The following is a 22,564-nucleotide window of genomic DNA, read 5'->3' on the forward strand; positions in this document are numbered from 1 at the left end:
ATAGTTGAAAAGTAATGTGAAGCATTGAAAACACTAGGTTAAATAATGATAAGATGTTAAGACAGACTCTGCCCCAAGGGGGCGGCTGACCCTAAAGATATACATTTAATGCAAAGTTCAATAAAAAATCAGACTGGAAGCCATACCGTTCTTGAAAATGCAGAAGCGTTAAAGAATGGAACATTAAAAGCAAGTTATTTACCTAATATAAAGGTATAGAAAGATGATGAAGGAAAAATGTGGACATTAGACCATAGGAGATTGGGTGCATTTAAGCAATCTGGATTGAATGAAATCTCAATACAATGGGCTACACCAGAAGAAGTAGCTAGTCAAATGTGGAAAATGACAACGAAAAATGGTGGAACATCAATTAAATTAAAACTAGGAAATGGTGAAAGAATGATTATAAAATAGAAAAGGAAGATATACACAGAAATTAAAGATGTGAAAACTAAAGAGGACTTTTTAAGATTCTTAGAAATGCTAGCAAATGATAGAAAAAGTAATGCTGAGGAATGGGAGAATAAGCGTGTAGAAGATTATTTATTATCGATACAATCTTGGACTGAAGATATGGAAGGATATTACGAGAATAATAATCTTGAAGTACCACAAAATATTAATTGGAACTTTATTGCTACTATTTTCTATGTTGGAAAAATTTATGAATAGGTAGATAAACTTACTGCGTAATCTAAATAATGTAGTGAGCATGGGGAAAAGGGGGAAGAGTGGTAGAGAAAATTATAAAGTTAATTTTAGATTATGAAACTAAAAATACTTCATAAAGTTTTTATCACCTTAACCCCCTTTCAACCTAAAGTAAAAGAAAATATAGTTGTAATAAAAATATCTATACTTCAATAGTATAGATATTTTTTTATACAATTATATTGAGATAGTAGAAGATACAGAAAATGCTACTGAAATACTGAAATACTTTAATACTTTATAAAAGCCAAGATATCTAGGATTGAAAAATACCATAAGATGAAAAGTAGGGAACCAAAATCTATGATTTGGGGTGAATCACTTTCACAGAGTGCAGGCAAGGAAGTCCTAGGCTCAACAATTCCACTTGAAATCGAGGGGAACTATGAACATATAATATGTAGGGTAAAATCAATTCCACTTAGAAATAAAAATAATTGAAAATATAAAACATATAAATAATGTAAATAGGAGCTTGGTACTCGGAAATAAGGACGGGGGTGGGTGGGAACAAGAACTTAAAGTCTATTTCAATAAAATAAATAAGAAAAAAGAAATTGAAGAAAATATAAAGAAGAATTAACAATAATAAATAATTGAGTAAGGTAATAGAATCCTAAGGGATTGTATAAGTTCACTATGCTAAATCAAAGATTTAGAACCTCACTTAAAATGTGTGCAATTTCAGCAGTAAGTGTTATATTAAAAGCAAAACTTGTGGTCATGGATTTGGTGCCGATTTTAGATGGTATACAAGAGGCACTAAAGGATAAAGATTATCCATTAGTAGGCTTAAGAATACTTCAATGGCCAGCCGCAATCTTTGGTGGAACACAATCATGCTTTGTAGGAGAAACCTTAGTAAGCACTGAAAATGGTGAAAAGAGAATAGAGGAAATAAAAGAAGGAGAATAGACTTTATAAGAGAATATAGCGACTGAATATAATAGGAAGTTAAAGAGGTATATTGAGGAGATATATAAGTATATAAGATAAGTAATATATTTAAAAGTTTACTTTTTCATAAAGAATACTCTAACATAAATCAAGTATTAGCATAATATAAATTAATAAGCTAAATGAGATAGGAGGAAACTATGATTGTAAAAGATGTATTTGATTTTAGACTAGAGTTTTCAGATCAATTAATGACATACAACACTATAAGAACTGGTTTTATAAATAAAGCACAAGAAGCTAAGGATGAGTTTTATACTGTAGCTACAGAAGAAAAATATAACAATAAAGAAAATGAAGAGTTAATGAATAATATATTATTGGGAACAATTGAGGACTATGTAATACCAATGCTTATTAAAAAGGGCATAGTTAGTATAGATTTAAAGAAATTTTTAAAGTTACATGAGAAAAAAAGTTCTTTGAAAAAGTGCTATAAGGCTTGTCAAAGAAATTGTGAGGAACATAAGGATGAGAAGAAAATATCATTAGGAACTATATTATCTAAGCCTTTAAAAAATGAAGGAGTAAAAAGAGTATTAAAGGAAGTAAAAAATAATACAGATCATTTAAGTAAGGGAATAAAGAGTATTAATCAATCCATAAAAGGAATAGCTAATAAGTATAACATTATAAATGAAGATGCACATATGAATAAGATTGCTAACTTAATATATGAAGATATATTTAATATGCATTATACAGTTACAGAGATATTTAATGAGTATTTACAGCTAAACTTGTCTAGTTACCCTAATAAAGAAATAGAAGAGAGAATAGAATCAAGATTAAATAATATAAGAAAGTATGATATAGAAAGTATCGTCTTAAGAAGAATAATTAAAGAGTCCTTACAAGAGGATCCTTATAGTGAACCGCTATATGAAACTATTTTAGATTTATATGGTGATGCTAATAAGGAACTTTCCAATTTAGCTAAACTATTTGTAGTTGATATAAATAAATGTAAAAATCAATTATTAGAAGGTAAATTTAATTCCTTGGATAGAAATACGGAAGAGGGTTGTAAAGAATCTAAAAGAGAATTTATTAAATTTGCAAATAAACTTAATGTAGATAATACAAAAAAATATATAAATATTATGGAAAAAGATTTAATAAAATTTGATATAGAGTTTAGAACTGTAGAAGACTTAGTTTTTGAAACAAGAGAAGAGGCATCCTTAGCACAAAGCGATAAGGTTAGATTAGATGCTATATGTTCAAAAATTAAAGAGTGTGATGAAGAGGATTTAAGCGAAATAAGAAAAGATATTTTAGATAGTACTTTCAAAACTAAATTATATGAGGTTTATATAGCAAGAATTGATGAGAAATTAAAAGAGTTAGTAGAAAAAAGAGAGGCTTTAGTTTTTGAAAAATTGTTAAGTGAATGTAATATGAAAGATGCTAATAGTGTTGAGGAATTGATTAATTATATAGAAAGCAATAGAAAGACCTATAAAAGTAATCAATGTGATATAGCCTTAGAATATTTAAATAAAAGATTAAGAAAATTACAATAGATTAATTGCAAAGAACCATAAATTCTATTTAAGGATTCATGGTTCTTTCTATTCTAAGGTACTATAAAATTAACTTTTAACTAATTGATATATGATATAATATTTAAGATGAAATTTAAGTAAAAGGTTATGAGGTGAAATAAGAGGTGAAATAAGTGGAGAGGACTATTCTTCATGTAGATATGGACGCATTTTTTGCATCAGTAGAAGTTATGGATAATAAAATTCTTAAAGGAAAACCAGTAATCGTTGGAGGGGTATCGCAGCGAGGTGTTGTTGCTACCTGTTCTTATGAGGCTAGAAAATATGGGGTTAAATCTGCTATGCCAGGGTATATTGCAAAGGCGTTATGTCCTATGGGCATATTTCTAAATCCTAGATTTTATAGGTATAAAGAAATATCTAACATGGTTTTTGACATACTTAATTCTATAACTTCAAAGGTAGAAGCTGTTAGTATAGATGAGGCTTATTTAGATATTACAGAAGAAAATAGAGATCCCTTAGAGGTTGCTAAAGAAATAAAATATAGGGTAAAAAGTGAGTTAGGTTTAACGATTTCTGTTGGAATATCATACAATAAGTTTTTAGCTAAGTTAGGTTCAGACTGGAATAAACCAGATGGACTTATGGTTATAAGTAAGAAAATGATTCCCAAGATATTGTTTCCATTACCTATAAATAAGGTACATGGCTTAGGTAAAAGATCTGTTACAAGATTAAATAACATAGGAATATATAATGTAGAGCAATTATATAAGCTAGAAAAAGAATTTCTAAATGAATACTTTGGAAAGTTTGGATCTGAAATATATGAAAGAATAAGAGGGGAAGATAAAAGAGAGGTTGCAACTACGAGAGATAGAAAGTCTGTGGGCAAAGAAAGGACTTTGGGAATTGATACTAATGATAAAGAAATGTTAAAGGAATATTTAAAGGAATTTGCTAAAAATATAAGTACATATTTAAATGATAGAAATTTAGGTGGAAAAACTATAACCTTAAAGATAAAGACTTCAGATTTCGAAAGTCATACTAAAAGTAAGAGTTTCGAGTATTATCTTTCTAATGAAGAAGAAATATTTGGAGAAGGATTTAAATTATTAAATAGTTTAGAGTTAGAGAAGGAGCTTAGATTAATAGGACTTTCTATTAGTAACTTAAAAACTAAGGAAATGGAGCAGTTAAAGTTTTTTTAAAAGATATTATTAATAGATAACGAGTTACTATAATGCTATAAAAAGAATTCAAGTATTAGTTTGTAATATAATATGTATAATGTATATGATGTGATATAGATTGCAATAGAAATAAGGTATAGTTAATTTGATTTTAAGATTAAGATACATAAATATATATATCTATATTTTATATATCTATATGTACATATTATTTAGAGAGCCAATCCCAAAACTTTAATGTGGCTTTAAATACAAGGGTTACTGCATCATTTTCAACTTTTACATCCTTAATGTCAATTAGCTTAATACTGTCAAAAGAAAGGATTGCATCACCATTTTCTTTGTTGTATTGAATAATAGATGTATCATTTAAATTTTTAAAGATAGTATCCTTTGGTATCTTAGCAAGACCTACTTTACCACCTTCATAGTGAAAAACTCCTTTACCATCCATAGCTCTACCACTAAAGCTTAGTTTTATTTCTACAGGAATCTTTTTATATTTAATATGAGTGTATATGTTAATTCTATTATTTTCTATATTTACTTTAAGACCAGTTACAATGCCTTGAATTTCAGGTATTTCCTGAAGTGATTTAATCGCTAATTTTGTAAGTTCATCCTCTGTAAATACTGTATTAGATTCTACGGAGATTTCTTTAAAAGATAAATTAAAATCACTAGGAATAAACTTAGAAGCTAAATCCCAATTATCTATAGTTATATTTTCATTAAGTGAAGTAACTTCAGTTTTGGGATAAAAGTAGTAATAATAAGATGCAGCTATTACTAATACTATACAAATTATTGGTACGGGAAGTATTAAAAGTATTTTTTTCTTCTTGTTCATAATTATCACCTCCTATGCCTTATATTATAAGGTAAAAATTTAAGATAATATATAGAAAAAAGTAAAAATATCCTATAGGATAAATATATTCTATAGGTTTTTCAAATATTATATAATAAATTATGTCACTTAATAATAAATTATGTACAATAATATAAGATGCATGAGTTTTAGTATTGAACTTATTTATAAAGAAATTTTATTTAAGATAATTAAAATAAATGTAAGAGGTGTGAAGAATGGTCAATGTCTATATTGTGTCAGGTTTTTTAGGAGCAGGGAAAACTACATTCATAAAAAAGTTTTTAAGAAGTTTAAGTAATGGAAAAAGTGTAATTTTAGAAAATGAATTTGGAGAAACCTCTGTAGATGGAGATTTTATAAGAGATAAAGGATATGATGTAGTAGATATTCCAGAAGGGTGTATATGTTGCAATTTAAGAATTGACTTTACCGATGGAATAATGAATATTTTAGAAAATATGAATCCCAATAATATAATCATAGAACCTACAGGATTAGGAGTTTTAAGTGAGATATTAAAGATACTAGATGGAAAAGAGTTTAAGCATAGGTGTATAATAAAAAACATAATAACCTTAGTGGATGGAGAAAATTATCTTGAGCAAAAGGAGGTATTTGGAGAATTTTTCAAGGATCAAATTATAAACGCTAAAAATGTAATAATAAGCAAAAGTCATAAAATAAGCAGGGATACTTTAGTGGAAATAGTTGAATCCTTTGAGGAGTTAAATGTAAAAGGAAATATATTATCAGAGGATTTAGAAAGTTGCGAAGATGAATTTTTCAAGGGCTTTATAGATTCTAAGGAAGAGGAACTTAAAAACTTTGAAAATTCAATATTGGGAGAACATAGTAAAGAAGGACAAAGGGAAATCGAAAACTTTACAAGTATAGCTTTTGAAGTAAAAAAGAAATATTCAAGAGAGGAATTATATAAAAAATTAAGCATATTGAAACAATACGATATAGGAAATATATTTAGAGCAAAAGGAATTGTAAAAGCAAAAGCTAATATAGAATCTATGTCACAGTCCCTAGAATTTGATTATGTAAATGGAAATTACGAAATACGAGAAAGTAAAATAGAAGCAACTCCTAAGATATGTGTAATAGGAGAGAATTTAAATAAAAACAGAATAAAGATAATCTTTAACCCTATAGAAATAAATAGAATGAAAAGATAAGTATGTTATGGGAAAATATAATAAAACTACAAAAATCTATTTAAAAAATATATTAGACACATATAGACAATAATTGATAAAATTAGGTGATTAATATAGAAAATCTGTTAAGTATCTGTAAAAAATATCTTAATCATTATCTTAGTTTATTAAATTGACGTATATGCCTTTGACCTAAAATTTTATTATATGGATCTTAATGGATTAAGTAAAAAGGGGAAAGATTTTTATGAGTAAGAGTGGGGAAGTAGTTTTAGATCAAAGTAAGGTGAAGAAAACGCTAAGTTATAGGTATTACATGTATGCTATTTTAGCTTTAGCATATTTCTTTGTGTATTTTCACAGAACATCAACAGCTGTAATGTCTCAAGATTTAATTAAATCTTTTAGCATTCAAGCAACTAGCTTAGGCTTATTAAGTTCAATGTATTTTTATCCATATGCAGTGGCACAATTACCAGCTGGTATTTTGGCTGATAAATGGGGAGCAAGAAAGACTGTAGCATTATTTGTTGCAGTGGCAGGGTTAGGATCTATAATATTCGGTATGGCACCATCCTTTGAGATTGCTTTAGTTGGGAGAGCTATAGTTGGATTTGGAGTTGCCTTTATTTATGTACCAATTATAAGAATTCTAGCAGACTGGTTTAGAAAAGATGAATTTGCTACATATTCGGGTATACTTTTAGCCGTGGGAAATGCAGGTTCATTGGCTGCAGCAGCACCTTTAGTAGTATTAATGGCTATGATGGGATGGAGAAATTCAATGTATTCAGTTGGAGGTATATCCATATTTATAGGTATTTTAACATATTTAATTGTAAGAAATAAGCCAGAGGATATAGGTGGTGCTTCTATTGCTTCAATAGAGGGAAGAGAAGTTCCGAAAGTTGCGCCTAAGGCAGTAGGAACTATGGAAGCTATAAAGAAGATATGTAAGAATTATAATTTCTGGACAACTGTTATAATGCTATCTTTTATGTATGGAACAATTATGGGATTCCAAGGATTGTGGGCGAATTCTTATGTAATGACTGTATATAATATGACTAAAGAACAAGCAGGAAAATTATTGAGTATTATTCCTATTTTTATGATAATAGGGTGTCCATTATCAGGTGTGATAGCTGATAAGGTTATAAAATCTAAAAAAACTGTAGTTCTTTTAGGGTGTATATGTTATACATTAACTTGGATTCCACTTGTATTTATGACTGATTCTATAGGATTAGGTATGTTCAAAGTTCTATTAGCTTTATATGGATTCTTTGGAGGATTCTTCGTTGTTGTTTACGCAAACTTAAAGGAAAATATAGACTTAAGTATGGCTGCAACAGCAACAGGATTATTGAATACCTTTGTATTCTTGTGTGGAGCATTATTCCAACAAATTATGAGTGCAATTATTGCTAAGAATACTGAAAATGGTGTTATAGCAGTAGCTGGTTTTAAATCAGCATTTATATTCTGTTTTGCTGCTTTATTAATATGTATTACAGTTTATAGTACTCAAAAAAAGAAAAAAGCTAACTAAAATATAGGAAATGATTAAGATAATATAAAGAGACTCCTCTTCTTAAATTAAAGAAGAGGAGTCTTTATATATTTCATAATGATAAATAATTGAATTATAAAGATTATAGGAATTCCTAAGGTGAACTTTAAGTGTTTTGTTTTATGTCTAAAACTGTACATACCAATATATGCACCTAGACTTCCCCCTATAGTACTTATTCCTAAAAGCGTTGCTTCTGGAATCCTCCATTGTTTTCTTTTTGCTCTCCTTTTATCTTCATACATAAATATAAAGGCAATTAAGTTTATTGCAACAAGATAAATAAAAAAGTTATTCATAGCTATACTCCTAAAAAAGAATTTATAGTATCATCATAGCATATTTAATTGAAAAAAATAATAAATAAAATGGGAAATTATTTTCAGAATATTTGAAAATATTTCCTTGGTAATAATTTCAAATACATTGTGTTTTTTATTTCTTAGATAGTTAATGAAATGAAACTTTGAGTTTTTATGTTCTTTATATGTGAAAAGTTTAATGCTACGTAAATTTTAATAGTAGATATTAATAATATGAAGTATAAGTGGGAAGATATATTTAAAATTCAATTCATTTTATTAGTGAGAGTTAATTTTAACTTTCTAAGAATCTTTACTTAAATGCATATAATAAAAAAACTTTAGGAAATAATAAAAATAAATAGTATAGGGAAAATTAAATTCAAGTATAATCTATCCATTAAACATAAAAATTGCTATAATATTTATGATTCAATTGATTGCTTTGGGAGGTAATAACATGAAAGATTTATTAGAAAAAGGTGCAGTACTTCAAAGAGATAAAGAGACATATGCAATTGCACCGCATTTAACAGGTGGATTAGTAACTCCGGATCAACTTAGAACAATTGCTGATGTAGCGGAAAAATATAATGCTGCTGCTTTAAAGGTAACAGGTGCTCAACGTATAGCTATTGTAGGTCTTAAAGAAGATGATATAGATAGTGCTTGGGAAGATTTAGGTATGAAACCAGGTGCTGCAATAGGATTATGTGTTAGAAGTATAAAAATTTGTCCAGGAACTACTTTTTGTAAAAGAGGTTTACAAGATTCTGTAGACATTGGTTCAAAGCTTGATGGTTTATATCATGGAAGAAATCTTCCTAATAAACTTAAAATAGCTGTAAGTGGATGTCCAAATAGTTGTGCAGATAGTCACACTAGAGATATAGGATTAATAGGTGGTGGAAAAGGCTGGATTATTTATGTTGGAGGAAAAGGCGGAGTTAGACCAAGACTAGGAGATAAACTAGTTATGAATGTTTCTCCAGAGAATACTTTAGCTTTAGTTGAAAAAATAATTGCAGTTTATGATGAAAATGCTGAAGGAAAAGAAAGATTGGGAGACTACATAGATAGAGTAGGGTTAGAAACTTTTAAAGAAAAATTAAATTTAGAGCAATATATATAATATACTAGTAACACCTTAATTATATAAGTTATGCTTATATGATTAAGGTGTTTTTATTTTAAATAGTATTAAATAAAGTTTAGTTTTTAGTATAGTAATTTATAAAAAAGTTAAACATAACCAAGGTGAACTATATATATTTATATCAAATAAGTACATTATTGATATTTAAGCATATTAATAAGATGAATAATTAAATTATAAAATTAATTAATATTCTAAGAAATAGTGAAAATTTATTGGTTATATTATTATAAATACAAGAGATAAGTTTACATAATAAATATTATGAGGATTATAAAAAATGTAAACTCCAAAGAAATCAAATTCAATAGTTTGGTATTTGACACAAAATATTGTAATATGCTATGATTTTAGAAATGATTTTTATACCAGAATAAGGGGGAACTTAAATGAACAATAATGTGGGGTTTATAGGTATTGGCAGTATGGGTTCAATGATGGTGAATCAATTTCTTGAATCTGGAGATTTAAAACAAGAAAATGTTTATTTATCAAATCGTTCTCAAGAAAAACTTGAAAATTTCAAAGTAAAATATCCTAATATTAATTGCTGTAAAAGTAATAAGGAAGTTGCAGCGGCTTGTAGTAGAATTATAATTGCTGTGGAACCATTAAATGTTCCAGAAGTAATAAAAGAAATTAGAGAGGTTTTAAATGAAGAAAGCTATTTAATTATTTCTACAGCTACTATAGCTTTTGAAGATTTATATAAAATTTACTATGGAAGCATGACTAAATTTATGCCTACTTTAAATTCAAGGGTTAGAAGTGGGGTATCTTTAATTTGTCATAACAACGTAGTTTCTAAAGAGAATTCTCAGTTTTTTGAAAAATTAATGGGTAGTATCAGTGAAGTTAAACTTATAAAGGAAGAAGATATTAACTTATGTCATAACCTAACTGGATGTATGCCAGCATTTATAGCAGAAATTCTATCTAAGTTTCTTAAGGCTGCTAACAAGTTTAGTATTAATCTTACTGAAGAAGAAATGGAGCATATAATAATGCAATCAGTATATGGAACTTCTAAATTATTTGTTGAAAATGATATGAAACTTGAAGAAACGATAAAAGGAGTATCTACTAAGGGTGGAATTACTTATGAAGGTATACAGGTTTTAGAAGAAAAGTTACCACAAGTATTTGAGGAAGTTTTAAAAAGAACAACTGATAAATATACTACTATAACACAAAAAGGTGAAGATATAGTAAATAATATGGAATTATAGAGAATAAGTATGATACCTTAAAAATAATAAAATGTTATTTAAAGATATATACTAGTAGATAAGAATATAAATAAAAGTCATGGTTAAATAGTTTGAAAGTAAAGACTTGGAATCACTATTTATAAGAAGTAGTGATCTCAAGTCGTAATTCAAAACTAAGAATCCATGACTTTTTCTTTTACATTATTTTAATTTAAGTAAATTTGTTAGTCTTTCATTATTCATTAAAACTTTGAAAACTGGGAAACCAATAAGTGTTACTACTACAAATTCTCCTAAAGCAACTTGAAGCGTTGTAAGTATAAAAGGCATTTTGGTAATGAAATATAACTCAGCACCTACAAACACACAATTTAATGTTGGCCATAAAGAGGCAACAAAAAGGCTTTTACTTTTAGAAATCATATAAACACTTAAAAATGTAGCAAAACTACCTACAAAGACGTCTATTAAGCCTAAAGGACTAAATAAGTTTGCAATTGCACATCCTAAAACAAGTCCAGGTATATAGTCTTTATCTAAAAATGCTAAAAGCACAAGTATTTCTGAAAATCTAAATTGTATTGCACCAAAACTTAAGGGTGCAATTGCTACTGTACATACTGCATAAATAGCAGCAATCATAGCTGTTTTAACTAAAAATTTTGTATCTATTTTATTCATTTAATTCTCCTCCAACTCCAAAATCAGTATTATTCCAAAGAATTTCTACGGAAGGATTTTCTTCAAGGTAGCTATAGTTTTCTTTAAACCACTTTATAAGCTCTTCATCTCTTTTGAATTTTGTAGAATTTTCAACATAAATATTTATACAAATTCTTTTAAAGCTTTTTAATGCGCAGTCTATGTCATAGGCTATGCTTTCCTTAGTTTGTCCTTCTATACCAAACATTAAACAAACAGAATCAAAGATATCACCAGCTTCATAAGGAGTCTTTAGCTTGATACCTTTCTTCAAGATATTGTTTCTAAAGTTATCATCAAAAGTTTCTATTCCAGTCTTGAAAATTACAGTAGTTGGAGAAAAAAAGTCTCTAATTTCATTAAGTCTGTTTTTATATATCCAATGACTTTCAAAATAAAGAGTATCTATAGCTTTATTTTGAATCACTTCTTTTATTTCTTTAAGGGTTGCTTCGGGTAACTCAAAACAACTGCCAGAATTTATAACTTCTAATTGCTTAAACTCACCAGTAACATTTTTAAGTATTTCATTGTTAAGTTTAATCATTTCTTCTTCATGAGTATCATTATCTTCTATATAATCACAAAATGTACAACGACCCCACTTACAAGGAAACCCCTTAAGTAAGACTATTTCTCTTTTATTTTTATTTGTTATTTTACTGTATCTTTCAAGATCCATATTTATAAGTCTCCTCTTTTTAATTGTTTTGCTTTAAATGTTATATTCTATAAAGCAGTAATAAAATATAACTTTTATATTTTGGCCTTAATTTCAATAAAAAATAAAAAAACTACCTAAAAATTAGGTAGTTTACATACTAAAAAGAACTATGTTATTTCCATAGTGTAAAGGTACCTAGTTTTTTTATGCAGGAGGTTTACGAACTGCAGTATTAAATTTTAGTAATTACTTTTATACATTTATGCGAAATAATTAATTGAGTTATAAATTATTACATACAACTTAATTAATTATAACATAAATTATTTTAATGCATTGAAATCAATAAGTCAAATATTAAATTAATAATAAATATGTTTTTAAATTTTAAATAGTAAACTACTTAATTTGACATAAATTTCACTATAAACTGTAGTATTATTTAATTATAAATTGAATTATGGAGGATAAAACATGGAAAAATTGTGAGAAGATTAATAAATAATATTAATTAAAGTATGAAGAGGTGAAGGTTTTGAATGAAATAGATGTATTAGTGGAGCTTATGGATAAGTCTCAAATAGAATTATTTTTAAAACTCTTTAAAGAAAATTATAAAAATTCTTATATGGATTTAAAAAAGCTAAAATTAAAAAAGTGTATAAAAAAAGACAACTCTAAAAAGGATTCTTTTTACAACGTGCTTAGTACCTATAAAACTGATAAATTTAAAAATTCCACTTTAAAGGAAATTCTGAGAGATGACTTAGATATAACAGACGATGTTAAATTTGCTAATGCTGTAATATATCATGGTGAAAAAATAAAGGAAGTACTTCCACAGATAACAGAAAACTTAAAAAATAATGATCCCCCATTTTATAAAATCAGCGACCCTGTGTCAGAGAGAGAGATTTGCGAATATTTTGTAAATAGGTATTTCCTAAAGAAAGATAATTACGTAGAGGTTTTAAGAAACTCTGTTGAAGAAGTCTTTAGAGAAGAAACAGAGATAATTGAGAAAATAGAAAAGGAAACTTCTAAGTTAGGTATTCAAGAACTGTATAGTTATTTTAAATGTAATGAAGTAGAATATGGTGATATTCCTATTTTAAGTGTTATTTTAGAAAGATTACCCTTTCAAGATGAAGAGAGGAAAGGTATATATTTAGGAATTATCAAAGAAAGAATAGAAAAATTAAGTAATATAAAAATAGAAAATGATGAAAATAATTCTTTGAAAGAAAGCATTTTAAAATATGAAAATAAAGTTGAATTTTTAGAAAAGGAGATAAGTAATTTAAATGAGCAGTTAGAGAAGTTAAAAACAAATAACAATAAATTAGAAGAAAATAATGAGCTTTTAAATAAGGATAATAAGTTATTTAGAGAAGCTATAAAAATAAAGGAAATTGATATTAATAACATAGAAAAGGATTTAAGAGATGAAATTAATGTATTGAAAAGTCAGAATATGAGCTTAAAGACAAAGTGTGATATGTATAGTAAAGAGCTTAGAATATTTTCTTGTAGTGACGAGGACTTTGAAAGTGAAATAGTTATAATAACTAATAATAGTGTTAATTTACTCAAAAATATGTTCCCAGAAGTCAAATTTTATTCTATTATGCAGTGGAAAACGGTGGATGCAAGTAAGCGAAATATAAGTAAGATTATAATTCATAGAAATGGCATGTCATCTAAAGATATAGAGGAATTAGAAAAAGATTTCATAAAATTTAATATAGAATATGAAACTATATTATCTAGAGATCAAAGGGAATTATTGGATTTCATATTGGAACTTAGAAAAGGGGATTGGGGTGTAACATATGAGAGAGTATAACAGAACTGAATTAACAAAATTAAAGGGGTGTAATGATTGTATATTAGTTGGAAAATTGGCAGTGGAATGTCAATATCCTATAGGGGTCATGAGTAATAGTTCTGATAAAAATGTATTTTTTAATATAAAACCTATATGTGATGAACCTATGCCAGTAGTAGAATTTTTAAATAATGAAGTGGATAATGAAGAGAAAAATAATAATTACTTAGGTATAGATATTTATCAATGGGAAATCATGGATGATAATTATTATGATTTAGAACCGCAGGAAAAAATGAAATTTATTGAAGAAAAACTTGGAAACAAAATAATTTTATTTACACCTGCTATAAATGTTAAAAATTACAACATGGAGAAAAAGCTATATAAAAATTTACGTATAGTCTCTGTTGAAGAAGATGGAGCTTTTAGTGATTTAGATTATTATGAAAGTTATGTTACTATAAATAATTTCAACTCTGTTTTTGAAGAGCAAATTTTAAGTAAAAAGCCTATTAATATTTGCGACTATAGTTTGTATATGCCTAATTTAAAGTATTTACTTTGTGGAGAGTATTTATATTACGGATTTTCTGCTTGGAAACAAGATAGAAGATCTTCCATGCTTATACATGTGGGTGAGAGTAGTATAAAGAAGGTTAAAATAGAGGATTTAGTAACTTTTAAAAATAATTCAATATTAGCAAAGGGAGATCATAGCTTTATAAAAAGAGGGCTTATTGAAAATCTAATTTTAAGTGGAGAGCCTGAAACTGTAATAAAATCCATAGCTAATAGTAAGGAAATATCACAAGGTACCGCTATTAAAAGAGAGGAAATATTTCATTATGATATCTTAAAGGACTGTGACTCAGAAATAGAATTTTTACAGGAGCTAAAAAGATATACTATAGCTGAAGGACTATGTTATGACTTTTCAGATTTGGTAAATTTTCATATTAGTTTAAAAACTAATCCATTAACAATTTTAGCAGGCATGGCTGGTATGGGAAAAACTCAGTTAGCCTTATCTTATGCTAGAGCTTTTGGATTAAATAAGGAGGATAGAGTGCTTATAGTGCCTATTAGCCCATCATATACTGAACCATCAGATATATTAGGATATTTAAATAATTCTAATGGAAGCTACATTCCTTCAGAAACAGGAGTAGTTGAATTTTTAGTACAAGCTAATAAGAATAAAGATAAGATGTATATGATAATTTTTGATGAAATGAATTTATCACAAATTGAGCATTGGTTTGCTCCATTTATATCCTTATTAGAATTAAATGAGAGGGATAGAAATTTAAGATTATATAGTTCTAAGAGTCAGTGCAATAATAAAGAGGATTATCCAAGCAGTGTGTTAATAGGAAATAATATTTTATTTGTAGGAACCGTTAACATGGATGAAACTACCAAGGAGTTTTCAGATAGACTTTTAGATAGAGCCAATATAATAACTCCAAGGAAAAAATCTTTTTTACAATATAAAAAGGAACAGCAAGAAGTAAAAACTTTAACTCATAACAATGAAGAATATGGTTTTTATGATTCTTATATGGAGTGGGTAGATGATTGCAATGGATTAGAGGCATTTAATGAAGAGTCTTTAAGGTTTTTAGATGAGTTACATGAACTTATTCAGAGCTATGATGAGCAAAGAGGAATATCTTTTAGAACTGTGGAGAGTATTGGAAAATATCTTAAGAATATACCTTTTGATGCTAATTATGTACCTTTAATATCAATGAATGATGCCTTTGATATTCAAATAAAACAAAGGGTTTTAACGAAAATAAGAGGGACTAGAGAGCAGTTTGGAGATTTAATAGGACAATGTGAACCAATGCAACGCATTCCAGAGAATAGCCAATTATATGAGTTGTTTAATAGTGAAATAGCCAGTAACATAAGCTCATTTAAAATAACGAAAAAAGAAATATGTAGAAAGGCTCGAGAGTTAAGTTTGTATGGATACACAAACTAAATTAATATTTACTATATATGTTTATGGCACCACTAATGAAGTGGTAAATACTATTGTAACTGAAAAGATAATAGATCTTACTAAATATCCAGATGGAAATTTAGGAGATAAATTAATTCACTTTGGGGAATACGAAGCTGTTACTGTAACTTTAGAGTCAGCTGATGAAAGTGCAGAACTTATTGTAGAGACTTTTGAGGAAGATATAAAATCAGTTAAAAATGGTGAAACTGTAAATTTAACTTCAAGAATAGATGAAGAGGGTTTATTAGTTCCTGGGTTTTATATGATTCTTCTAAAAACTAAGGATATTAATTTTAATGGATATTATAGAATAAACCCTTCTAGTTTATCGTGGCAAGGTTTAGAAAATATAAAAATTTATCTTGAAAAGCTGGTTAAGGGACTTACTTATAACTTAAATTCTGAAAGGATTATTTCTAAGGGGGATATAATTAATTTAGGTGATAAATATGAAAAGTTAAACAATTTTAGCTGTATTTTAAACTCTATTATTAATAACCCAATAGAAGATATGAAAAAAGAGTATATAAGAACTTCAGTTACTAAGCATATGAATAGTAAGGTTCAATATTTAATTAATAAAAAGGGAGCAAGTGATTATAATGGCATAGTTAAAGAAAACTTTTCAAGTATCTCTAAACTATCTGTTGATAACTTAGAAAATAAATGGCTAAAGAAAATTTTAGTGCAGTACCTTATATATTTAAAGAATATAGAAAATGAATTAAAATTATATTCTAGTAATATATATATAAATGAAATAAATTACATTGTAAATTTAAGAGGGGTTATTTCATATCACCTTAGATGCTCCTGGCTTTCTGATATAAAGTTATATAAAAATATAACTAAACCCTCCTTAAGAATGCTTAAGGATAGGAGATATTATAAGCTTTACGAAATTTACAATAAAATAAGTAATAAAGGCCTTTGTGAAAATGAACAAAAAGAAGAAGTTTATTCATTTAAAAAAACATCTAAACTTTTTGAATATTATATATTTATGTTAATTATAAATATAATAAAAGACTTTGGATATGAGTGGGAAAGTGGATGGCTTGCGGATCAAAAGGGAGAAAATTTAAATACTGATCTTCAAAGTGGAACTATACTTAGATTTGAGAGCAAAAGTAATATCATTGAAATTGCTTATGATGAAGAAATAAAAGAAATAGATTTTAAAAATCCAGCTTCAGGTTTTGTACCACTTAATACAAGGCATAAAAGACCTGATGTAAGAATAGCATTATTTGATAAAAATTATTACTTTAAAAATGCCCTAATAGTTGAAGTAAAGTGTAGAAAACAAAAGTACCTTTTTAACAGTGAAGGGGAAACAGAGATAATGAAGCAATTAAAGGATTATAAAGCCTTAGGATATTATGAACTTAAAGATGGTAATGGAGAGGTTATATGGAATGCTATAAATAATGTAATAATTGCATATCCTAAGCAATTTAATGAAAGAGAAAAATATAGTCACCCTATATATAAGTTTTCTTTTATTGATATTGAGCCTTCTGAAAATGAAGAAGATATATTAGGATATGATGAGTTAAAGAGAGAAATACAAAAGTTACTCTTGTAGAGCAAAGTAAAAAATCATGGCATCTTATAACTTTATGGTGCTATGATTTTTATAAAATATAACTTTTTTAAATTTAAACTACAGTATGTTATATAAAAGTTTTATAATATAACTAAGGGGTATATTAAATTCATCAAAATTAAGAAATCTTAAAGGCTGGTGTAGTGTTTATGGAGAGGATATGCAGAGAAGAAAGTGCTGAGGTATTTGGTGACTTTCCCATAATTAAGACAAAAAGATTTATTTTAAGAAATATCTTAGATAGTGATTGTTACGATTTATTTTATATCTTTTGTAATAAAGAAGTTATGAAGTATTCAGGAATGTCTTCAGTTAATTCTATTGAGCAAGTAAAAAGAATAATTCGCAAGCTCAATTCTTTTTATTTGAAAAAAACTACTCTTATGTGGGCTATTGAGGATAAATCTTCAGGAAAGGTAATAGGTGATTGTGGATTTATTAACCTTAACCTTTCAAGCAAAAGAGGTGAAATCGGGTATTTATTAAAAAAAGATTATTGGAAAAAAGGTGTTATGACTGAGGTTATAAGCGCAATATTAGATTATAGCTTTAAGCAACTTGAATTAAATAGAGTTCAGGCATCCATTGATGAGAGAAATATTGGGTCTATTAAATTATTAAAGGGTTGTGGTTTCAAAAAAGAAGGGGTTTTAAGAGAGTATATTTATGATAAAGAAAAAGATAAGTATAGTAACCTAATTCTTTTATCTAAATTGAAATCAGATACTTTAATTTAGTATAGACTTTAAAAAAAGTGTATTATACCGTATAATGAGAAGGTCATAACAGAACGTAAGTTTAAAATTAATAAACTTTTATTTAAGGATATGGAGGGAGAACTTTGGATATAAACAACAAAGTTGAAAAAATCTTCTCCTACTTGCTTGCAGTAAAAAATTTAAAAGATAAAACTGTAAGGAACATAGAGGAGTATGAAAAAGTATTTTATAAAGAAGAGATAGAAAAATTATCTTCATGTACAGTTAATTTAAATGATTCAATTGAAGAGTGGATTTCTATAGAAAATAAAGGGGATAGCATATATAACGATTTTTCTAAACTTTACTTAAAGCTTCAAAAAAATAGTGAAAGTTTAGAACTTATTTATACTGATGCTGTTGTAGTTGGAAAAGTAGATGAAATGGAAATTTGTCATCCTATACTTACAACTAAGTTAGATTTAAAGTTTAATGATAAGGAAAACAAATTTACATTAAAGCCGTATAATAATAAGACTAAAGTTGAATTTGAGTTTCTAAGTGGGGTTATAAAAAACATAAGTTTTGATAATATAATAGAGCTAAAGAATAAGCTACGAGAGCGTGGAATAGACTTACTTAATCAAGAAGATGCAATAGATGCAATAAAAACCATAGGGAAACATTTAAAATTTACTGAGGAAAATATAATTTTAAATCCTGTGTCTTCAAATAAAGAGTTTAAAGTTAACTCAGGGATGCGTATTTATAAATGTCCTATGATCATTCTAAGAAAAACTGATACTAGATTATGGAACATGGAACTAAATTCTATGATTGAAGCTCTGAGAGAGGGATGTGAGATTCCTAAAACTATACAAGTATTAGTAGATTCATCAGTAAAAAATAATACTAATGATCCACAGTGGGAAGATGTTGGACAAGACTTACTTTTTCCATTACCATCTAATGAAGCACAAGAGGAAATTGTAAAAAGATTATCTCAAAATTTTGGAGTTGTGGTACAAGGTCCCCCAGGAACAGGAAAAAGCCACAGTATCGTTAATTTAATTTGTCATCTTCTAGCACATGGTAAGAGAGTTCTAGTAACTAGTCAAACAGATAGGGCCTTAAAAGTACTATCTGATAAAATACCAGAGGAGATAAGAGCTCTTTGTATAAGTATACTAGGAGATGATAGTAAATCCTTAGATGAGCTAGATGATAGTGTAAGAAAGATTGTTGAACAGATATCAGTAGATACACAAGAATTAAGAACAAATATAAAAAATAGTAGATTAGCTTTAAATAAATGCAAAGAAAAGCAAAAGGATTTATTTAATAGCTTAAAGGCTATTGAACGTAAGGAAAATGAATATTTCTTATATGATGGTGAAAAGTTTACTTTAAAAGAAATTGGTACTTTTATTAAAGAAAATGAGGGGAATTATAGTTGGATTATAGATTCACTTAAGGATATAAACTGTATGCCATTATCTCAAGGAGAATATGAGGAGTTTTTAAACTTATCATGTAGCATAAGTGAGAAAAAACTACAAGATATTCTTAATGTAAGAGAGTATATAGATAAGTTTTTAGAAAATAAAAATCTTCATCTTAAGATAAGAGATATAAATAAACTTCAAGCTTTAGAAGATACATTTAAAAAGAGTGTGGATCTTTGGAGTAATGAAGAGAAAGTTAAAGAAAAAATGGAGAATAGAAATCTTCATAAGTACTTAAACCTTGCTAGTGACATTTTGAGTAAATTAGATAAAACTTGGCACAAGAAGTTTATGGATAACTGCTATAGTTCTCAAGAATCTAAAGATAACTGGCGTGCATTTAGTGAAAAATGTAAAACTTATAATGATAGAATTAATTCTTTAAAAATTGACTTAAGTTCTCACAATATTAATTTAGTAGGTTATGAAGATTTAAATAAATTTAAAGAAGACTTTTTAATTGTAAGTAGAAATATAAACTCAAAGGGAAAAATAGGTGGATTATTTAAAGTAATGCATGGAAAATGCAAATATATTTTAGAGGAATGCAGCATAGATTTCAAACCTATTTCAACTAAAGAGCATGTTGAGTTGATTGGAAAGGTAATTGAAAAATCAGAATGTGAAAGAGCCTTGGTTACATATTGGAATAATAACATGTGTGAGTTTGGAGTAGAAAGATTAAGATATAGTGATGATACTTTTAGAGTTAAAATTCAAGAGTATATAAAACAAATTCAAAGTATTTTAATTTTTGAGGAAGAATGTGTAAATCCTATAAAGGAATTATTACCTGAAGAACTGTTTACTAGAAAAATGGATTGGTACAAAAAAGATAGCTACGAGATTGTAAAGTTAGCCTTAGAGTCTATTGTAGATTTAGAAAGATTAAATAGCTTAAATAAGGAAGTAGATGTGTTTATAGCTTCTATTCCTCAACAAGGAATTTTTAAAGAGCTTCATAAGTATATAGAAGATGGTGAAATAAATAAAATTAGAGACTTTTTCTTATATATAGATGAACTAAATGAATTACAGTATAAAGCTAAAAGATTAGTTAACTTTAACGAGATTTTACAAAATACTTGTTCTAAAACTTTAGAGTTTGTAAAAGAATGTATTTCTAATAAAGATGATATAAGCAAGTATAGTAACTTTTCTATGGCATTTAAATGGAAAAAATTCAGAGATTATCTTGATTTTTTACAAGATTCTTCTATTGAAGAGGTAGAAAAAAATATAAAAATTGAAAAGGAAAGAGAAGCTCAATTAATTAAGAAATTAGTTACTACAAAGAGTTGGTATAATCAAATTTTAAGAACAACAGAGGAGCAAAAAAGAAGCTTATTTACTTGGATGGAAGCTATTAAGAGGATAGGAAAAGGTACTGGTTCTCAAGCTGTTAAATATAGAAAACTTGCTCAAAAGGAAATGGAAAATTGTAAGGATGTTATTCCAGTTTGGATTATGCCTATAAATAGAGTAATTGAAAATATAAGCCCTGTAGGGGAGTTATTTGATGTAATTATCGTAGATGAAAGTAGTCAAAGTGATATTTCAGCACTTACGGTTTTAATGAGAGGAAAAAGAGCTGTTATAGTTGGAGACGATAGACAAATAAGTCCAGAGGCTATAGGTAAAGACATAACTTCTGTTGAATCCTTAATAGATGAGTATTTAAAGGATATACCGCATTCTGAGTGGTTCGATTTAAAAACAAGTTTATATAACACTGCTTTAAGGGTTTTCCCTAATAGATTAGTTTTAAAGGAACATTTTAGATGTGTACCAGAAATAATAAATTTCAGTAATGATAATTATTACTCAAAGGAAATTGTTCCATTAAGATGTGCTAGTAGCAAAGAAAATTTTGAAGAACCTATTAAGCTTATAAAAATAGAAGATGGGGTAAGAGATGAGTCTAAGGCTATTAATATTAAAGAAGCTGAAGAAATAGTGAAAACTATAGTTAAGTGTTGTAAGGATGAAAAGTACAATGATATGACTATGGGGGTTATCTCACTTTTAGGAGATGCTCAATCTGAGTACATTGAAGAGCTTTTAATTAAGAGTTTAGGTATGGAAGAAGTTATTAGAAGAAAACTAGTTTGTGGAGATGCTTATTCATTCCAAGGGGATGAAAGAGATATTATGTTCTTATCTATGGTTATAGCTAATAATGTTAAGTTCACAGCCTTAACTAAGGAATCTGATGAAAGAAGATTTAATGTAGCAGCTAGTAGAGCAAAAAATCAGATGTGGATCTTTCACTCAGTAGGTTTAGAAGATTTAAATACTAAATGTGTTAGACATTCTCTTTTAAACTATGCTTATAACTATAGTAGCTCTCAATTTACAGAGTCATATATTAAGCCTATTTTAAATCCTTTCCAACAGGATATAGAAAAATACTTGATAGAAAATAATTATGACATTATATCCAATGCAAAAATAGGCAAATACTCTTTAGATTTTGTTATTAATGACAATAATGATACTAAAAGAAATTTAGCCTTAATGTGTGTTGGTGGTCATGAAGATAATTATATATGGGAAGATCATTATGAAAGACAAATGTGTTTAGAGAGAGTAGGTTGGGAAATTTTTAAGATAAGAAATAGTGAATTTTATAGTGAAAATAAAATCAAAAAGTTTTTACTAAAAGATAAGTAAGTTTAATTGATAAATAAAGCTTTGAAAATATGCCGAGATAAAACATATAAGTTTGCTTACTTATACATGTTATCTCGGCATGTTTTTTATATGATAGAAAAGATAAAAATATAAATTAAAAGATACTTTTTAATGAATGTGCTATTAAGATTTAGCCTTTAAAAGATATAAAATAATATAATTTGTTTAATGTAAAATAACTTTATAA

The 22,564-nt window shown here is 27.3% G+C and carries 19 protein-coding genes; 15 read left to right on the plus strand and 4 right to left on the minus strand.

Going from position 1 to position 22,564, the window contains the following annotated elements; genetic code table 11:
* Nucleotides 1-237: 237 nt before the first annotated feature.
* The 6 genes from BUA48_RS15690 to BUA48_RS02670 all read left to right on the plus strand — a co-directional run bounded on the left by BUA48_RS15690 (nucleotide 238) and on the right by BUA48_RS02670 (nucleotide 4,396).
* The gene (locus BUA48_RS15690) at nucleotides 238-417 is read left to right on the plus strand and encodes a hypothetical protein (protein WP_207647609.1); all 180 of its coding nucleotides are present in this window, start codon (nucleotides 238-240) and stop codon (nucleotides 415-417) included.
* Between the two features lie 30 nt (nucleotides 418-447).
* The gene (locus tag BUA48_RS02655) at nucleotides 448-675 is read left to right on the plus strand and encodes a DUF7660 family protein (protein ID WP_242944286.1); all 228 of its coding nucleotides are present in this window, start codon (nucleotides 448-450) and stop codon (nucleotides 673-675) included.
* Nucleotides 676-1,017: 342 nt separating this feature from the next.
* A complete protein-coding gene (locus BUA48_RS15475) occupies nucleotides 1,018-1,155 on the plus strand; it encodes a hypothetical protein (protein WP_178138933.1) in 138 nt (45 codons plus the stop codon).
* Between the two features lie 183 nt (nucleotides 1,156-1,338).
* A complete protein-coding gene (locus BUA48_RS02660) occupies nucleotides 1,339-1,629 on the plus strand; it encodes a hypothetical protein (RefSeq protein WP_178138934.1) in 291 nt (96 codons plus the stop codon).
* A gap of 182 nt (nucleotides 1,630-1,811) precedes the next feature.
* Nucleotides 1,812-3,197, plus strand: coding sequence for a hypothetical protein (locus tag BUA48_RS02665; protein ID WP_072829794.1), 1,386 nt, complete (start codon nucleotides 1,812-1,814; stop codon nucleotides 3,195-3,197).
* Between the two features lie 155 nt (nucleotides 3,198-3,352).
* Entirely contained in the window at nucleotides 3,353-4,396 is a 1,044-nt protein-coding gene (locus BUA48_RS02670; RefSeq protein ID WP_072829796.1) for a DNA polymerase IV, read from the plus strand.
* 190 nt (nucleotides 4,397-4,586) lie between these two features.
* Here BUA48_RS02670 and BUA48_RS02675 read toward each other — a convergent pair whose 3' ends face one another.
* Nucleotides 4,587-5,228, minus strand: a complete 642-nt coding sequence (locus BUA48_RS02675; RefSeq protein WP_072829798.1) for a hypothetical protein — start codon at nucleotides 5,226-5,228, stop codon at nucleotides 4,587-4,589.
* 239 nt (nucleotides 5,229-5,467) lie between these two features.
* On the opposite strand from BUA48_RS02675, the gene BUA48_RS02680 reads away from it, so the two are divergent.
* Nucleotides 5,468-6,436 carry a CobW family GTP-binding protein gene (locus BUA48_RS02680; RefSeq protein ID WP_072829800.1) on the plus strand — a complete coding sequence of 323 codons (969 nt, stop codon included), beginning with the start codon at nucleotides 5,468-5,470 and terminating at the stop codon, nucleotides 6,434-6,436.
* Nucleotides 6,437-6,665: 229 nt separating this feature from the next.
* Complete coding sequence (locus BUA48_RS02685) at nucleotides 6,666-7,970, plus strand: MFS transporter (RefSeq protein ID WP_072829802.1); 1,305 nt, start codon at nucleotides 6,666-6,668, stop codon at nucleotides 7,968-7,970.
* Nucleotides 7,971-8,017: 47 nt separating this feature from the next.
* Here the strand turns inward: BUA48_RS02685 and BUA48_RS02690 are convergent, their stop codons facing one another.
* Nucleotides 8,018-8,290, minus strand: a complete 273-nt coding sequence (locus BUA48_RS02690) for a DUF1294 domain-containing protein (protein WP_072829804.1) — start codon at nucleotides 8,288-8,290, stop codon at nucleotides 8,018-8,020.
* A 463-nt stretch (nucleotides 8,291-8,753) separates the two neighbouring features.
* Here BUA48_RS02690 and BUA48_RS02695 point away from each other — a divergent pair, with 463 nt between their 5' ends.
* Nucleotides 8,754-9,425 (plus strand): nitrite/sulfite reductase domain-containing protein, encoded by a 672-nt coding sequence (locus tag BUA48_RS02695; RefSeq protein ID WP_072829806.1) that lies wholly within the window; start codon nucleotides 8,754-8,756, stop codon nucleotides 9,423-9,425.
* Between the two features lie 413 nt (nucleotides 9,426-9,838).
* Nucleotides 9,839-10,678 carry a pyrroline-5-carboxylate reductase dimerization domain-containing protein gene (locus tag BUA48_RS02700; protein ID WP_072829808.1) on the plus strand — a complete coding sequence of 280 codons (840 nt, stop codon included), beginning with the start codon at nucleotides 9,839-9,841 and terminating at the stop codon, nucleotides 10,676-10,678.
* A gap of 183 nt (nucleotides 10,679-10,861) precedes the next feature.
* On the opposite strand, the gene BUA48_RS02705 is transcribed toward BUA48_RS02700, so the two are convergent.
* Complete coding sequence (locus BUA48_RS02705; protein WP_072829810.1) at nucleotides 10,862-11,341, minus strand: QueT transporter family protein; 480 nt, start codon at nucleotides 11,339-11,341, stop codon at nucleotides 10,862-10,864.
* On the minus strand, nucleotides 11,334-12,044 hold the full coding sequence (locus BUA48_RS02710; RefSeq protein WP_072829812.1) for a radical SAM protein: 711 nt from the start codon (nucleotides 12,042-12,044) through the stop codon (nucleotides 11,334-11,336). Before BUA48_RS02710 ends, BUA48_RS02705 begins: the two co-directional genes overlap by 8 nt.
* A 517-nt stretch (nucleotides 12,045-12,561) precedes the next feature.
* On the opposite strand from BUA48_RS02710, the gene BUA48_RS02715 reads away from it, so the two are divergent.
* The 5 genes from BUA48_RS02715 to BUA48_RS02735 all read left to right on the plus strand — a co-directional run bounded on the left by BUA48_RS02715 (nucleotide 12,562) and on the right by BUA48_RS02735 (nucleotide 22,356).
* Nucleotides 12,562-13,872 carry a hypothetical protein gene (locus BUA48_RS02715; protein ID WP_072829814.1) on the plus strand — a complete coding sequence of 437 codons (1,311 nt, stop codon included), beginning with the start codon at nucleotides 12,562-12,564 and terminating at the stop codon, nucleotides 13,870-13,872.
* Nucleotides 13,859-15,847, plus strand: a complete 1,989-nt coding sequence (locus BUA48_RS02720; protein WP_072829816.1) for an McrB family protein — start codon at nucleotides 13,859-13,861, stop codon at nucleotides 15,845-15,847. Before BUA48_RS02715 ends, BUA48_RS02720 begins: the two co-directional genes overlap by 14 nt.
* Nucleotides 15,831-17,459 (plus strand): DUF2357 domain-containing protein, encoded by a 1,629-nt coding sequence (locus BUA48_RS02725; protein WP_072829818.1) that lies wholly within the window; start codon nucleotides 15,831-15,833, stop codon nucleotides 17,457-17,459. Before BUA48_RS02720 ends, BUA48_RS02725 begins: the two co-directional genes overlap by 17 nt.
* Nucleotides 17,460-17,629: 170 nt before the next feature.
* Entirely contained in the window at nucleotides 17,630-18,217 is a 588-nt protein-coding gene (locus tag BUA48_RS02730; RefSeq protein WP_072829820.1) for a GNAT family N-acetyltransferase, read from the plus strand.
* A 104-nt stretch (nucleotides 18,218-18,321) separates the two neighbouring features.
* The gene (locus BUA48_RS02735; RefSeq protein WP_072829822.1) at nucleotides 18,322-22,356 is read left to right on the plus strand and encodes an AAA domain-containing protein; all 4,035 of its coding nucleotides are present in this window, start codon (nucleotides 18,322-18,324) and stop codon (nucleotides 22,354-22,356) included.
* The last annotated feature ends 208 nt before the right edge of the window (nucleotides 22,357-22,564 follow it).

Origin of the sequence: Clostridium collagenovorans DSM 3089, assembly GCF_900130005.1 — a bacterium.
Classification (GTDB): Bacteria; Bacillota; Clostridia; order Clostridiales; family Clostridiaceae; genus Clostridium_D; species Clostridium_D collagenovorans.